12 protein-coding genes are annotated in these 14,425 nt (G+C 67.8%); 11 read left to right on the top strand and 1 reads right to left on the bottom strand.

The genetic code is table 11. The features are described from left to right. Positions 1–244 precede the first annotated feature (244 nt). Both OVA13_RS11220 and OVA13_RS11215 read left to right on the top strand, forming a co-directional pair. Positions 245–2,692, top strand: coding sequence for a GH92 family glycosyl hydrolase (locus tag OVA13_RS11220; RefSeq protein ID WP_267790563.1), 2,448 nt, complete (start codon positions 245–247; stop codon positions 2,690–2,692). Between the two features lie 76 nt (positions 2,693–2,768). Further along, positions 2,769–3,926 (top strand): LacI family DNA-binding transcriptional regulator, encoded by a 1,158-nt coding sequence (locus tag OVA13_RS11215; RefSeq protein ID WP_267790562.1) that lies wholly within the window; start codon positions 2,769–2,771, stop codon positions 3,924–3,926. Between the two features lie 20 nt (positions 3,927–3,946). Here OVA13_RS11215 and OVA13_RS11210 read toward each other — a convergent pair whose 3' ends face one another. Continuing rightward, positions 3,947–4,075 carry a hypothetical protein gene (locus OVA13_RS11210; RefSeq protein ID WP_267790561.1) on the bottom strand — a complete coding sequence of 43 codons (129 nt, stop codon included), beginning with the start codon at positions 4,073–4,075 and terminating at the stop codon, positions 3,947–3,949. Here OVA13_RS11210 and fucP point away from each other — a divergent pair. The 9 genes from fucP to OVA13_RS11165 all read left to right on the top strand — a co-directional run bounded on the left by fucP (position 4,065) and on the right by OVA13_RS11165 (position 14,424). Next, positions 4,065–5,288, top strand: a complete 1,224-nt coding sequence (gene fucP / locus OVA13_RS11205) for an L-fucose:H+ symporter permease (RefSeq protein ID WP_324288286.1) — start codon at positions 4,065–4,067, stop codon at positions 5,286–5,288. The two genes, OVA13_RS11210 and fucP, sit on opposite strands and share 11 nt — an antisense overlap. Positions 5,289–5,292: 4 nt before the next feature. Continuing rightward, complete coding sequence (locus OVA13_RS11200; protein WP_267790559.1) at positions 5,293–6,297, top strand: carbohydrate kinase family protein; 1,005 nt, start codon at positions 5,293–5,295, stop codon at positions 6,295–6,297. A gap of 182 nt (positions 6,298–6,479) precedes the next feature. Next, the gene (locus tag OVA13_RS11195; protein WP_267790558.1) at positions 6,480–8,798 is read left to right on the top strand and encodes an FdhF/YdeP family oxidoreductase; all 2,319 of its coding nucleotides are present in this window, start codon (positions 6,480–6,482) and stop codon (positions 8,796–8,798) included. Next, positions 8,785–9,609, top strand: coding sequence for a formate dehydrogenase accessory sulfurtransferase FdhD (fdhD, locus tag OVA13_RS11190; protein WP_267790557.1), 825 nt, complete (start codon positions 8,785–8,787; stop codon positions 9,607–9,609). The genes OVA13_RS11195 and fdhD overlap by 14 nt, the downstream gene beginning before the upstream one ends. A gap of 90 nt (positions 9,610–9,699) precedes the next feature. Beyond that, entirely contained in the window at positions 9,700–10,047 is a 348-nt protein-coding gene (locus tag OVA13_RS11185; RefSeq protein ID WP_267790556.1) for a hypothetical protein, read from the top strand. Further along, positions 10,035–10,682 (top strand): hypothetical protein, encoded by a 648-nt coding sequence (locus OVA13_RS11180; protein WP_267790555.1) that lies wholly within the window; start codon positions 10,035–10,037, stop codon positions 10,680–10,682. The genes OVA13_RS11185 and OVA13_RS11180 overlap by 13 nt, the downstream gene beginning before the upstream one ends. Before the next feature lie 119 nt (positions 10,683–10,801). After that, on the top strand, positions 10,802–12,019 hold the full coding sequence (locus OVA13_RS11175) for a metallophosphoesterase (protein WP_267790554.1): 1,218 nt from the start codon (positions 10,802–10,804) through the stop codon (positions 12,017–12,019). Positions 12,020–12,247: 228 nt separating this feature from the next. Continuing rightward, a complete protein-coding gene (locus tag OVA13_RS11170; protein WP_267790553.1) occupies positions 12,248–13,084 on the top strand; it encodes a hypothetical protein in 837 nt (278 codons plus the stop codon). Between the two features lie 98 nt (positions 13,085–13,182). After that, entirely contained in the window at positions 13,183–14,424 is a 1,242-nt protein-coding gene (locus tag OVA13_RS11165) for an MFS transporter (protein ID WP_267790552.1), read from the top strand. The last annotated feature ends 1 nt before the right edge of the window (position 14,425 follow it).

Below are 14,425 nucleotides of genomic sequence, written 5' to 3'. Positions count from 1 at the left end.
TACGGGGAGCGGCTGGCCAACCGGCTCCACGTGCACGCGTTCGCTCCGCGCCTCTCTCGCCTGGCCAACAGGCGGCGCGGGGCTGACGGCCCGGTTACGGCCGGGCCACCTTTCCAATCGTGGTCGGCGGCATGGACGCCGCCTGCCTCGCCGCGGTCCGCACGTCGACACGTGCGGCCAATGCAGCGAGGTGCAGCCGACACGCCCATGCCCGCCCTGGTGACGAACGATGACCCGTGAGCAGATGAAGAACAAAACGATCAACGCCATGTTCGGGGCACTGTCCCTACTGCTGGCGCTGACTACCGCGGCGGCCGATGCGGCGCCGGCAAGGCTGGCTGCCGAGGTCAATACCTTCATCGGCAGCAAGGACGACGGCAACACCTTTCCGGGTGCCTCGGCGCCCTTCGGCCAGATCCAGGTCAGCCCGATCGGCTCGCACTACTCGGGTTGGCGCTATGACGACCCGCAGATCCGCGGCTTTGGCCACTCGTTCGTTTCCGGCGCGGGCTGCTGGGAGCAGGGGGGACAGGTCTCCGTGCTGCCGGTCACCGGTCGCATCGGTGCGGGCGGTGACTTCGACACGGGCGACGCCAAGACGTTCGATCACAAGCGCTACGGTTCGCGCTACCGGCATGACGGCGAGAACGGGCAGGCCGGCTATTACAAGGTTCGCCTGACCGACTACGGCGGCATCGATGCCGAGACCACCGCGCTGACCCACGCCGCGGCCGAGCGCTACACCTTTTCCAGCCGCGGCGAAGGCCACGTGCTCGTCAACGTGGGCCAGGCGAACGAGCGCCATGCGGTGACCGGCAGCCTTGTCAACGTGGTGGGCGACCGCGTGGTGGAAGGCAAGCTGGTCACCAAGAGTTTCTGCGGCGGCCACCAGTACACCACGTGGTTCCGCCTGGAGTTCGACCGGCCCTTCAAGGCCTTCGGTACGTGGGGCGAAGCCGGCGGCGTGGCGGGCGCGCGCCACAGCATGGAGGGCGAGGGCAAGCCCAACGGCGCCTGGCTGACGTTCGACCTGGGCGGCAATCCTTCCGTCACGGCCATCTCGGCCATCTCGCACGTCGATGCCGAGGGCGCGCGGAACAACCTGCGCAGCGAAGGCATGAAAGGCGGGCGGCTGCTCGGCTTCGACGCGATGCGCGAGCGGGCGCAGTCGGCATGGGACAAGGAACTGGCCAGCGTGCGCATCCAGGGCGGCAGCGCCGACGACCGTGCCGTGTTCTACACCGCGCTGTACCACGCGCTGCTGCAGCCGCTGACCGGCAGCGATGCCGATGGCCGCTACCGCGGCTACGATGATCGCATCCACCGCGCCGATGGCTGGACCTACTACGAGTACTTCTCGCTGTGGGACACCTACCGGTCGCAGAACCAGCTAGTGGCGCTGCTGCGTCCGCAACGCGCCGCCGACATCGGCCGCTCGTTGCTGGCCATCCGTGAACAGGGCGGCTGGCTGCCGCGCTGGGGCTACGCCAGCTTCGAAACGAACATCATGACGGGCGATCCGGTGACCCCGTTCCTCGTCGACCTGTGGCGTTTCGGCGCCCTCAAGGGGCGCGAAGCGGATGCGTATGCCGCGCTGCGCGAGAATGCATTCGGCGTGCCGCCGTTGAACTCGCGGCATGCCGGCCGCTCCGGCAATCCCCACTATCTCCAGCACGGCTTCGTGCAGTACGACCGCGCGTTCCCGTCGAAGGGGATGGACGTGGATCCGCACCACGGTGGCTCGGCGACGCTGGAGTACGCGCTGGCCGACTGCTCGCTGTCGCTGATGGCCGACGCGCTGGGTCATGACGATGACGCGGCCGTGCTCAAGCGGCGTGGCCGCAACTGGCGCACGCTCTGGGATGCGGACATCCGCGACGGGGAAGCCGGCTTCAATGGCTTCCCGCGTCCGCGCACCGAAGACGGACAGTGGTACACGCCGGCGGATGGCCACTACGGCCCGCGCTCACACCACGGTTTCCACGAGGGGACGGCCTGGCAATACCAGTGGCTGGCGCAGCAGGACGTGACCGGGTTGGTCGAGGCCATGCACGGGCGCGACCAAGCCGGGCGTCGCCTGGATGCCTTCTTCGCCTACGACGCGTTGCTGGCCGATCCGGCCGGCGCCGCACGCAAGGAATGGGTGGTGGGGCCTTACAGCTACTACAACCAGTACCGCTACAACCCCAACAACGAGCCCGACCTGCACGCGCCGTGGATGTACACGCTGATCGGCCAGCCGTGGAAGACCGCCACGGTGCTGCATGCGGCGCAACGCCTGTTCACCAACGCGCCAAACGGCGTCACCGGCAACGACGACCTGGGCACGATGTCGGCGTGGTACCTGTTCAGCGCCATGGGCCTGTATCCCGTGGTGCCGGGTACCGGCCAGTTCGTGCTGCATCCTCCGCGCTTCGCCCGCGTCGAGATCGATCTGGGGCAGGGCCGCACGCTGCGCATCGATGCGCCGCAGGCGGACGGCAACAAACTGCAGTACATCAGCCATGTGTCGTTGCGGGGCCGCGCGCATCCCTCGGTGTGGCTGGATTGGGAAAGCCTGCAGCAGGGCGGTCGCCTGCACGTGGAGCTGACCGGTACGCCGCCTCAGCAGGGATGGGGGACGCGACCGCACGACCTGCCCGCATCCCCCTGCGCCGCGGATGCGGCCACGCCGTCCGCGGTGGGTCGATGAGTCTGCGTGCCGCCCCGGCTTGCGTGCTGGCGCAATGGTTTACGCTGGGCGCCTTCACGGGAATGGATCGATCCAGATGAGCCAGAAGCGTCCTCCTCGCGCCAGCGCCACCGGCAAGGCCAAGCCCGGCACGTCGCGGACCGCCAAGCCGCCGGGCAAGGCGGCGAAAAAGACCCGCGAAGCAAAAGCACCCGCGCTGGAGCGCAAGCGCGACAGCCAGCGCGTGGTCACGGTCACCGATATCGCCAACGCCATCGGCGTCTCGCGCGCGACCGTCTCGCTGGTGCTGCGGGGCAGCCCCCTGGTGCATGCCGATACGCGTGCCCGGGTCGAGGCCGAACTCAAGCGCCAGCGCTACGTGTACAACCGCGGCGCGGCCAACCTGCGCAGGCGCACCTCGTCCAGCGTGGCGCTGGTGATCAACGATCTGTCCAACCCGTTCTTCGCGGAATTCGCCGCGGGCGTGGACGAGGCGCTGGGCGGACAGGGCTACGTCACCCTGCTGGGCAGCACCGGCGAATCGCCGCAGCGCCAGCAAGCAGTGCTGGCATCACTGATGGAGCACACGCCTGCCGGCGTGATCCTGTCGCCGGCCGAAGGCAGCGATGCCGCCGAACTGCGCACCGTGCTGGACGCGCGCAGCCACGTGCTGCTGTTCAACCGCGAACTGGCAGGTGCGGACGCATGGGATTTCCTGGCGCTGGACAACGAACGCGGCGCACGCATGGCCGCCGAACACCTGATCGGCCTGGGCCATCGCCGCATCGCTTTCTTCGGCGGGCATGCCGACTCCAGCTCGTGCCGGCAACGCCGCGCCGGTTTCGCACAGGCGATGGCGGCGGCCGGCTTGCCGGTGGAGCCGCAATGGCTGATCGAGTCGGCACCCAACCGGCTGGAAGCGGCCACGCGCACCGGTGCGCTGTTCGGCGAACGCGCCAGCCCCACGGCCGCGGTCTGCTACAACGACACGGTGGCGCTGGGCCTGATGCTGGGCCTGGCTTCGCGCGGCATCCAGCCCGGGCGGGGCTTCGCCGTGACAGGCTTCGACGACATTCCGGAAGCGGCGATGACCACGCCGCCGCTGACCACGCTGTCGGTCGATCCGCGCGAGCGCGGCCGGCAGGCGGCACGCCTGTTGCTGCAGCGCGTGGCCGATCCCGATGCCGCGCCCACGCGCGTGATCGCACCGGTGCGCCTGTGCATCCGCGAAAGCAGCGGCGTGCCGCGCGCATGACGCTTCTCCTTCCGCTTTTCTCATCCACCCGTTGAGGTCCACGACCGCATGCCGATCGCATCATCCCCGCCATCCGTGACCACCCACCGGTCCGCCTCGGCGGTCACGCCACGCGCGGCCTTGGCCGTGGTGACCACGATCTTCTTCATGTGGGGTTTCCTGACCTGCCTGAACGACATCCTGATCCCGCACCTGAAGGCGGTGTTCGAACTGAACTTCGCGCGCGCGATGCTGGTGCAGTTCACCTTCTTCGGCGCGTACTTCCTGATGTCGCTGCCGGCGGGTCGACTGGTCGCGCACCTGGGCTACAAGAAAGGCATCGTCGCGGGCCTGGCTATCGCCGGTGTGGGCGCACTGGGCTTCTGGCCGGCGGCGGAACTGCGCGTGTACGAAGCCTTCCTGGGCGCGCTGTTCGTGCTGGCCACCGGCATCACCGTGCTGCAGGTGGCGGCCAATCCCTATGTGGCGCTGTTGGGTCCGGAGCAGACAAGTTCCAGCCGCCTGACGCTCGCGCAGGCGTTGAACTCACTGGGCACCGCCATCGCGCCTCTGGCCGGCGGCATGCTGATCCTCGGCAACACGGTGAAGAGCGCCGAACAGATCGCGGTGTTGCCGGTTGCCGAACAGGCCGCCTACCGCGCGCAGGAAGCGCAGGCGGTACAGGGGCCCTATGTCGGGCTGGCGGTGGTGCTGTTCCTGCTGGCCTTGTTCGTGTTCCTGTTCCGCCTGCCCGCGCTGAGCGAGACCACCGGGCAGGCCGGTCCTGTCCGGCATACGCTGGGTGACGTGCTGCGCCATCGCCACGTGCGGTTCGGCGTGTTGGCCATCTTCTTCTATGTCGGTGCGGAAGTGGCCATCGGCAGCTTCCTGGTCAATTACCTGTCGATGCCGGCCATCGGTGGTTTCAGCGAACAGGAGGCATCGCGCTACGTGGCGGCGTACTGGACCCTAGCGATGGTCGGGCGCTTCGCCGGTTCGGCGATCATGGTCCGGTTCCCGCCCCGCAAACTGCTGGCCCTCTTCGCCGTGGTCAACGTGGCGCTGTTGGCGGCGACGCTGCTGGGCAGCGGAAAGCTCTCGCTCTATAGCGTGGTGGCGGTGGGCCTGTTCAACTCGATCATGTTCCCGACCATCTTCGCGCTCAGCATCGAGCGTCTGGGGCCGCTGACCAACAAGGCGTCCAGCCTGCTGATCATGGCCATCGTGGGCGGTGCGGTGGTGCCTTACCTGCAGGGCCTGCTCGCCGATGCCATCGGCGTGCAGGGGTCATTCCTGCTGCCGCTGTTGTGTTACGGCTACATCGTGTTCTACGGCCTGTCGGGTTCCTACCCGGCACGGGCCACGCAGGCGCAGGGAGCGTAGGAAAATGTCGAAGATCGTCTGTTTCGGCGAAGCCCTGATCGATCTGCTGGCGCAGCCTCCGGCCACACCCGACACGCCGCGCGCGTTCCTCCAGTACGCCGGCGGCGCGCCGGCTAACGTGGCCGTGGCCGCCGCACGGCTCGGTGCCGATACGCATTTCGCCGGCATGCTGGGCCACGACATGTTCGGTGACTTCCTGCTGCAGAGTTTCATCTCCGCCGGTGTCGCCACCGACTGCATCGTGCGCACCAGCGCCGCCAAGACCGCGTTGGCCTTCGTCGCGCTGGACGAACAGGGCGAGCGCAGCTTCAGCTTCTACCGCCCGCCCGCCGCGGACCTGCTGTTCCGCAGCGCGCACTTCCTGCCGGCCTGCTTCGGTGGCACCGGCAGTTTCCACGTCTGTTCCAACAGCCTGACGGAAGCGGCCATCGCCGAGGCGACCCTCGACGGCATGGCACGCGCACGCGGTGCCGGTGCCATGGTCAGCCTGGACCTCAACCTGCGGCCCGCCCTGTGGCCCGCCGACGTGGATCCGACGCCGCGCCTGTGGCAGGCCTTGCTGGCGGCAGACCTCGTAAAGCTGTCGCAGGAAGAACTCGATTACCTGGCGCAGCCGCTGGGTGGTGGCGCCGAAGGCGAGGCCGCCGTGCGGAGCCGCATCCTCGGCGGCGCTGCGCACTGGTTGATCATCACCGACGGCGCAGCGCCGATCCGGTGGTTCACCCGTCGGGCCTCCGGGCAGGTGCAGGGCTTCCGCGTCGAGGTACGCGACACAACGGCGGCCGGTGATGCCTTCGTCGGTGGACTGCTGTTCCGCCTGGGTGAGCGCGGTGGTGATGGGCGGGGTTTCGCCGCCTTCTGCCAGAATCCCGGCGACATGGAGGATGCCATCCGCTTCGGTGCCGCCGTCGGTGCCCTGGCGGTGACGCGCAAGGGTGCGTTTGCCGCGATGCCATCGCTGGATGAAGTGCGGCAGATCCTGCAGCAGCAGGCGGAGCACGCCGCCTGATCCCAGGGCGGCGTGACGCGGCCTTCAGGCATCGCCTGCGAACAGCGCGGTGTCCCGATGCCGGGCGACTGCTCCCGTGGCCGCCAGCTCGATGACCGTTGAGCACGCTCGGGCCCGACATGCAGGCCGTGGAGTATCCTCGTCACCTGCCACCATCGCCAGGCATGTCGCAGGAGATCCCGATGAGCGAGCGCAAGATTCCCGGGGTCGATGAGTACGACGGTGCGGCGGGTGGATGGGGTGCGTTGGCAGCGGTGGCGCGTGCGGTGAAGGGCCAGATGGCGGTGGGTCGCGAAACCGCGGCGCTGCGCCGGGTCAACCAGCCGGCGGGTTTCGATTGCCCGGGTTGTGCATGGCCGGATCCGCGGCACACGTCTTCCTTCGAATTCTGCGAGAACGGCGCCAAGGCAGTGACGTGGGAAGCCACCGGCAAGCGCGCCACGCCGGCCCTGTTCGCCGCGCACACGCTGTCGGAACTGTGGGAGTGGAGCGACCATGCGCTGGAAGCCGAAGGCAGGCTGACCCATCCGATGGCCTACGACGCGGCGACCGACCGTTACCAGCCCATCAGCTGGGATGACGCCTTCGCGCGCATCGGCGATGTCCTGCGCGCGCTGCCACACCCGGATATGGCGGAGTTCTACACGTCGGGCCGTACCTCCAACGAGGCTGCGTTCCTGTACCAGCTGATGGTGCGCGAGTACGGCACCAACAATTTCCCCGACTGCTCCAACATGTGCCACGAAGCCACCAGCGTGGGACTGCCCGATTCCATCGGCGTCGGCAAGGGCACGGTGACGCTGGACGACTTCGACCATTGCGATGCGCTTTTCAGCTTCGGCCACAATCCGGGCACCAATCATCCGCGCATGCTGGGCACGCTGCGCGAGGTGTCGCGGCGCGGCGTCCCCATCGTCGCGGTGAACCCGCTGCGCGAGCGCGGCCTGGAGCGCTTCACCTCGCCGCAGCATGCCGCGGAGATGCTCACCAATACGTCCACGCCGATCGCGCAGACGTACTACCAGGTGAAGATCGGCGGTGACTTGGCGCTGCTGAAAGGCATGATGAAATGGCTGCTGGAGGCCGATGCCGCCGACCTCGCCGCGGGTGGCGCCGGCGTGCTGGACCATGCCTTCATCGCCGAACACACCGAAGGCCTGGACGCACTGCGCGAAGACCTGGCGCGCACGCGGTGGGAGGACGTGGTGGAGAAGTCGGGCCTGCCGCGCGAGGACATCGAGGCCGCCGCACGCATCTACGCCGCTGCGGACCGCGTGATCCTGTGCTACGGCATGGGCATGACGCAGCATCGCTTCGGCGTGCAGAACGTACAGCAGATGGCCAACCTGATGCTGTTGCGCGGGAACATCGGCCGTCAGGGTGCGGGCATCGCGCCGATCCGCGGCCACTCCAACGTGCAGGGTGATCGCACCGTCGGCATCACCGAGAAGCCGACCGAGGCGCTGGTCGATGCGATCAAACGGAAATACGGATTCGAGTTTCCGTTGACGCACGGCCACGACGCCGTCGAGGCCGTGCGTGCGATCCGCGATGGCCGGTCGAAGGCGCTGGTCTGCCTGGGCGGCAACCTGGCGGTGGCGATGTCCGACCCGGAGACCACGCTGCCGGCGATGCGCAACCTCGATCTGGCGGTGCACATCGCCACCAAGTTGAATCGCTCGCACCTGATCCCGGCGCGACAGGCCTTCCTGCTGCCTTGCCTGGGCCGCACCGAGCGCGACGTGCAGGCGGGCGGGCTGCAGTCGGTGACGGTGGAGGATTCGATGTCGATGGTGCATGCCTCGCAAGGGGGACTTACGCCGGCATCGGAGCACCTGCTGTCCGAACCCGCCATCGTCGCCGGCATGGCAATGGCCACGCTGCCACACACGAAGGTGGACTGGCAGGGCCTGGTGGCCGACTACGACCGCATCCGTGACGACATCGAAGCGGTGTTCCCGCTCTTCAAGGATTTCAACCGGCGCGTGCGCGAACCCGGCGGCTTCCGCCTGTACGTGGGCGCATCGCAGCGCGACTGGGGCGGGCCGGGCAGGAAAGCGCGTTTCCTGGTGGCACCCGGGCTCAACGAGGATCCGGACAACGCGCGTGCGGACCAACTGACCCTGACGACGATCCGTTCGCACGACCAGTACAACACCACCATCTACGGGTTCGACGACCGCTACCGCGGCATCCGTGGTCGGCGCGACGTGGTGTTCATGAATGCCGATGACATGCAGGCGCGTGGCATCGTCCACGGCGATCGCATCGATGTTGTCTCATGCATGCCGACGGGCCGCGATGCGCCGGCGCGCCGCGTGCGCGGCTTCATCGCGGTCGCGTATGACCTGCCGCGCGGCTCGGCGGCCATGTACTACCCGGAAGGCAATCGCCTGGTGCCCCTGGACAGCCACGATCCGGCATCGGGCACGCCCGCTTACAAGTCGATTCCGGTGACCGTGAGCGCCCTGCGCGATGATGCGGGCGATGGCAGCCCATAGCGACGCGACCGCCAGCGGCCTGGCACACCGTGCCGTCATCCAGGTCACGGAGGGCAAGGCGACCGAGGCGCAGGACCGGCTGGCCGAGGAAGTGCCAGTGGCCGTGCATTACAACGGCGAGCCGTTCGCGGTGATGATGCTGTCGCCCGGTGACCTGGACGATTTCGCTTCCGGGTTCTCGCTGACCGAAGTGGGCGTGATGCCTGGCGAGATCCTCGCGGTTGATACGCAGCCCTTGCTGGAAGGCATTCGACTGGATATCCGGACGCGCCATCCGCTGCCGGTCGAGGTGGCGTCACGCGCGGATCGCGCGCTGCCCGGCCGCAGTGGCTGCGGCCTCTGCGGCAACCGGATGCTGGAGGACGTGCTCAGGCAGCCCGCACCGGTCGGCGGGGGAACAGTCATCGACGTGACGGCACTCGAGGGGGCATTGCAGGAATTGCAGCGTCGCCAGCCATTGAACGCCGCGACCGGGGCGCACCACGCGGCTGCGTGGGCACGCGCAGACGGCCGCCTGGTGGAGGTGCGGGAGGACGTGGGGCGCCACAATGCGCTGGACAAGCTGATCGGTGCGCTGCAGCGGCAAGATATCGACACCCGTGACGGTTTCGCCGTGATCACCAGCCGCGCCAGCTACGAAATGGTCAGCAAGGCGGCAATCGCCGGTTTCCCATTGCTGGCCGCGATTTCGGCACCCACCGCGCTGGCCATGGACCTGGCGCAGCGTTGCGGGCTGACGCTTGCCGGGTTCGTGCGCCCGGGCAGGCATGTCATCTACAGCCATCCGTGGCGGCTGGGGCAGGGCGGCTAACGCCTGTTCGATGCGCGTGGCGGCCAGCGCCATGACGCCGGCCACACATTCCGCTGCCTACGATGGGCGCCTACCCACTGAGGAAGCGCCATGACCCAACCCACCCGTGAAGACGTCATCCTGCAGCTGGACCGCGTGGACACCGCGCTGGAGGCCCCCGATGCGGACAAGGCCGCGCTCCTGCGCGAAGCCCAGGACTGGCTGGCCGAGAACCCGCCGAAGGTGGCCGCCGACGCGCTCTATTACCGTGAGCGTCTGCAGGTGATACGCGAACGGCACGGGTCGGTTGATCCCGTCTCCGGGAACGGTTCGATCCCGCCACGCGCGCTTCAAGCAGAGCGGCGTCGCCCTGCGGCTGGCATGGGCGCGCCCCCCCCCACCGGTCTGCCAGAGCGCGCGCCCTTCCACCGACGCCTGCGATTCCCATGCCCTCCCTGATCGATGCCAGCCTGTTCCATCGCCGACTTCGCCTGCACGTGGGCGGCGTCGACTATCCGCACCTGCGGGCGTCGCTGGTGTTGCTGACCTGCGAGCACCATGACGGCGCCAGGCCGCACGCGAAGCTGTCGTTCGTGCATTCGCTCGCGGAACAGGAGAGCGGCGACCTGACCCTCGCCTTGAGTACGATTCCCCTGGGCACGGGCGTGGACATCGCGGATGCGGGCGACGACGGACAACCCCGGTCGCTGTTCACCGGCGTGGTCAACCGTCGCGGCCTGCAGGTGATGGAAGGGAGCGCGCCGCAGGTGTGGATCGCCTGCGAGGGCACCACGGAAGTGGCGGACTTCGCCAGCCGCGCGCGCGTCCGACTCTCCTTCGGTAGCCAGATCAGTGCCCTGGCGTTGAGCGAGCAGGCCGAAGGCATCGCGCGTGAAACGCTTTCCGGGTCTACGGAACGGTCCGTCATGCGTGGCGAGGTAAGCGTGCCGGGCTGGCTGACTGCCATGCCGGGCGACACGGTCGAACTACGCAATACCGGCAGCGTGTTCGATGGCGATGCGCAGGTATTGGCCGTCACGCAATGCAGTGACAACCAGGGCACCACGACCGTGCTGACGGTGCAGCGCGTCTGACGCGCACCGATGCGGGCTGGACGGCCCCGGGGTAACGTCCGGATCCATGGCCCTGCCCATCGTCTGCTACGGTGGCGCGAACAGGAGGGCGCATGCGCACGTGGCTAAAACGAACAGGCGTGTTTCTGCTGGTGTCACTGCTGACGCTGCTGGCTGCGGCGGTGTTCGGCGGCTATCGCATCAGGGATTCGTACGGCAACATCGCATTCGGCTGGGACGAGGAACGCGCGCGTTTCCAGGTGCTTGAGAAGCCGGCGCTCGCGCTGGATGGTCCGCACGTGTTCACTACGGCCGCCGGTTATGACATCGTCGATACCGTGCCGGGAGGCGGGGCCTGGCGGTTGCAGACACGTCACCTGCCGGCCACCCCGTTCCCCGCGCTGACCGTGCAGGTGGACAACCCGGCCCGGACGCGCTTCGACGTCACGCTGCGTCCGACACCCCCGCCAGTCAACGGCGACCACCCCGGAAATCCATCACGCCTGCTGATGGTGTCGGACATGGAGGGTGAGTTCGACAAGTTCGTCGCGTTGATGCGATCGCAGGGCGTCATCGACGAAAGCATGCACTGGTCGTATGGCGACGGGCAGGTGGTGCTGGTCGGCGACTTCGTCGACCGTGGCAAACAGATGGTGCCGCTGTTGTGGCTGATCTACCGCCTGGATGATGAGGCGGTGCGTGCGGGCGGTCGCCTGCACTATGTGTTGGGGAACCACGAGCAGCTCGGTATTGCCGGCCGCACCAAGTACTGGCCACGCCACCTGGTCGCCACCGCCCGGGCCTTGGGTGAGGATGGCCACCACCGTCTGTTCGCGCACGACAGCGTGCTGGGTGCGTGGCTGCGCAGCAAGCCGGTGATCGCGCGGGTGGGCGATCACCTGTTCGTGCACGGCGGCGTCAGCCAGGTGTTCATGGACACGCGGCTCGACATCGCCGCCGCCAACGCCGTGGCGCGTCGCCATCTGGATGTCGAGGTGAAATCGCTGCCCGGACAGGCGCGTCCGGTGCTGGGACGCAGCGGCGTGACGTGGTACCGCGGCATGGCGTTGGCCGAAGATCCGAAACATGTCGAGGAGGCCGACCCCCTCGCGCACCTGCAACACGTGCTCGCGCGTTTCGAAGTGAAGCGCGTGGCGATCGGCCACAGCTTGGTGCCCGACATCGTGCTGGAGCAGGACGGCATGCTGTTGCGGCTGGGCATCCATCACGCCGGGCAGCTGCCACAGGCTGCGCTGTATGAAGCGGGAACCCCATGGCGTGTGAACGCCGAAGGTGGAAGGCAGCGTCTCGAAGCCGTGCAGGAGAGCGTCGGCGCGACGCTGCCACACCGGCCATGACAGGTGTCCGCCCGTGTGGCATTCGTTCGACGGCATGCATCCCGCGTACCACGGTGATGTGAAATTCTTGCGCGGCGACGGGTGTCGCGGTGTCATCCCAAACAAGCGGTGGATCGCTTGTGGCGGGCGCTGGTGATTGCCAGAATGCAGCGGGGATCGGGTCTGGCGCGGGCGGGATGCACCGGCCGTCGTACCCACCCCGGCATTCATTCCATACGTGAGGATCACATGACCCATAAGCTTCTTGCCGCGCTCACCCTTGTCCTGGCGGGCGCCGCACCCACTGCCTGGGCAGGCGAATGCGAAGACAATTTCAGCAAGTCCGGCAGTATCTTCTCCGGCACGGACTTCTCCAGCCGCGTCACCGTCAAGGACCTGTCCGTCGCCGATGCGCTCGGTCAGGTGCGCGGCATCATGATCGCCGAAAAGATGGACGTGATCACCGAGGATGCGGAAACCGGCACCATGCTGGTCGAGCAGCGCTCCACCGGCACCACGCGCGCGATTCCCACGCTGATCAACGTCAGTGCCAGTGGCAAGGATGCAACCGTGCAGATGACGGTCAAGACCGAGAAGGGCCAGATGGCCAAGGCCGACGCGATGCGCCCCTACATGTGCACGCTGTTCGCCAAGCTGAAGGGGGGCAAGGAAGGCCGTGCCGCCGCGGCACAGGGTGCCAAGACACAGAACAACGCCGACGTCACGGTCAAGGACGTGTACGTGTTCTCACGCGAGATCGCGCGCGAAGCCAAGGGCAACGCCGTGGCCGTCACCGCGCGCCACAAGGGCCGCAACTATGCGCTGCGCGGCCGCGTGGACTACGTCCAGGAGGACGGCGAGGAATACAACGTCTCGTTCGAGATTCCCGACCAGAGCAAGGTGCTGATCCAGGTGCCGGGCGACAGCGAGCCCCGCGTGGGCGTTGCCTGCCTGTTCCGCCCCAACCAGCTGGCCAACGTGCTGACGTTCCGCAAGGGCGACAAGGTGACGTTCAAGGGACAGTTCCTGCGCTATGACGACTTCAAGCGCGTGCTGTGGCTGCAGAACTGCGTGCAGACGCGCTGATTCTGCAAGGAACCCTGCGCGTCCTTGCGGGGCGCAGGGTCAATGCAGCGTTCCAGCAGCGGGATCGACCCCGCTGCTGCAACGCAGCATAATGGGGCATGACGTCTGTTTCCGTTTCGCCCCCTGATCCTTCCCTTGTCCCCGAACTGACCGCGCGCCAGGTCGGGTTGATCCTGTTCGCGTTGACGCTGGGTGGCTTTGCCATCGGTACCAGCGAGTTCGCCAGCATGGGGCTGATGCCCAACATGGTGGCCTCGCTGGGCGTAACCGAGCCGCAGGTCGGCCACCTGATCAGCGCGTATGCGCTGGGCGTGGTGGTGGGCGCGCCGTTGCTGGCGATCATCGGTGCGGGTTGGAAGCGCAAGACGTTGCTGCTGGCGTTGATGGCGTTCTACGCGCTGGGCAACCTGGCCAGCGCGCTGGGGCCAGACTACGGCAGCCTGCTGGTGTTCCGCTTCATCGCCGGCTTGCCGCATGGCGCGTACTTCGGCGTGGCCGCGTTGACGGCCGTGGCGATCAGCCCGCCGGACAAGCGTGGGCGCGCCGTCAGCCTGGTGATGCTGGGCCTGACCCTGGCGATCCTGATCGGCAATCCGCTGGCGACCTGGCTGGGCCAGGTGGTCGACTGGCGATGGATCTATGCGGCCGTCGCCCTGATCGCGGTCATCACGGCGCTGCTGTTGATGGTCTGGCTGCCGGCGGGTGTGGATGGCGCGAAGGCGAAACCGCTGGATGAACTTCGGGCGTTCAATCGCCTGCCGGTCTGGCAGGCATTGGGCATCGGTGCGATCGGATTCGCGGGCATGTTCTCGGTCTTCAGCTATCTGGCGCCGACCATGCTGGAAGTGACGCGTGTCCCGGCCGCGTGGATTCCGCTGGGGCTGGCTGGCTTCGGCGTGGGTGGCGTGATCGGCAACTTCGCCGGAGGTTGGCTGTTCGACCGCATGAAGTTGCGTGGGGCGTGGGTGGTGCTCGCGTGGGCCATCGTCGTGCTGCTGCTGTTCCCGATGATGGCGCACAGCTTGCCGACGATCCTGCTGGCCACGGTGGCCATCGGCCTGATGGGCGCGCTGGGGCCGATCCTGCAGTCGCACCTGATGGACGTGGCAGGCGAAGCGCAGACGCTCGCGGCCGCGTCGCACCACGCCGCATTCAACACGGCCAATGCCTTGGGTCCCTGGCTTGGCGGCATGGCCATCACCGCCGGATACGGCTGGACATCGACCGGTTACGTCGGCGCAGCGATGGCGTTGGCGGGTCTGCTGATTTACCTCTGGGCGCGTCGCACCGCGCAGTCATCGGTACGGCCTGCCATCGTGGCCTGCGCCGCCCGCACCTGAG

It is taken from the genome of Pseudoxanthomonas sp. SL93 (genome assembly GCF_026625825.1).
Lineage (GTDB): Bacteria > Pseudomonadota > Gammaproteobacteria > Xanthomonadales > Xanthomonadaceae > Pseudoxanthomonas_A.
Note: the sequence above shows the minus strand (reverse complement) of the source record. Positions and strands in the feature narration are given on the sequence as shown.

Excerpts from the sequence above, each read along its gene's own strand:
- OVA13_RS11220 (WP_267790563.1), top strand. The coding sequence starts at position 245 with ATGAAGAACAAAACGATCAACGCCATGTTCGGGGCACTGTCCCTACTG.
- OVA13_RS11215 (WP_267790562.1), top strand. The coding sequence starts at position 2,769 with ATGAGCCAGAAGCGTCCTCCTCGCGCCAGCGCCACCGGCAAGGCCAAG.
- OVA13_RS11210 (WP_267790561.1), bottom strand. The coding sequence starts at position 4,075 with ATGAAGAAGATCGTGGTCACCACGGCCAAGGCCGCGCGTGGCGTGACC.
- OVA13_RS11200 (WP_267790559.1), top strand. The coding sequence starts at position 5,293 with ATGTCGAAGATCGTCTGTTTCGGCGAAGCCCTGATCGATCTGCTGGCG.
- OVA13_RS11195 (WP_267790558.1), top strand. The coding sequence starts at position 6,480 with ATGAGCGAGCGCAAGATTCCCGGGGTCGATGAGTACGACGGTGCGGCG.
- fdhD (WP_267790557.1), top strand. The coding sequence starts at position 8,785 with ATGGCAGCCCATAGCGACGCGACCGCCAGCGGCCTGGCACACCGTGCC.
- OVA13_RS11185 (WP_267790556.1), top strand. The coding sequence starts at position 9,700 with ATGACCCAACCCACCCGTGAAGACGTCATCCTGCAGCTGGACCGCGTG.
- OVA13_RS11180 (WP_267790555.1), top strand. The coding sequence starts at position 10,035 with ATGCCCTCCCTGATCGATGCCAGCCTGTTCCATCGCCGACTTCGCCTG.
- OVA13_RS11170 (WP_267790553.1), top strand. The coding sequence starts at position 12,248 with ATGACCCATAAGCTTCTTGCCGCGCTCACCCTTGTCCTGGCGGGCGCC.
- OVA13_RS11165 (WP_267790552.1), top strand. The coding sequence starts at position 13,183 with ATGACGTCTGTTTCCGTTTCGCCCCCTGATCCTTCCCTTGTCCCCGAA.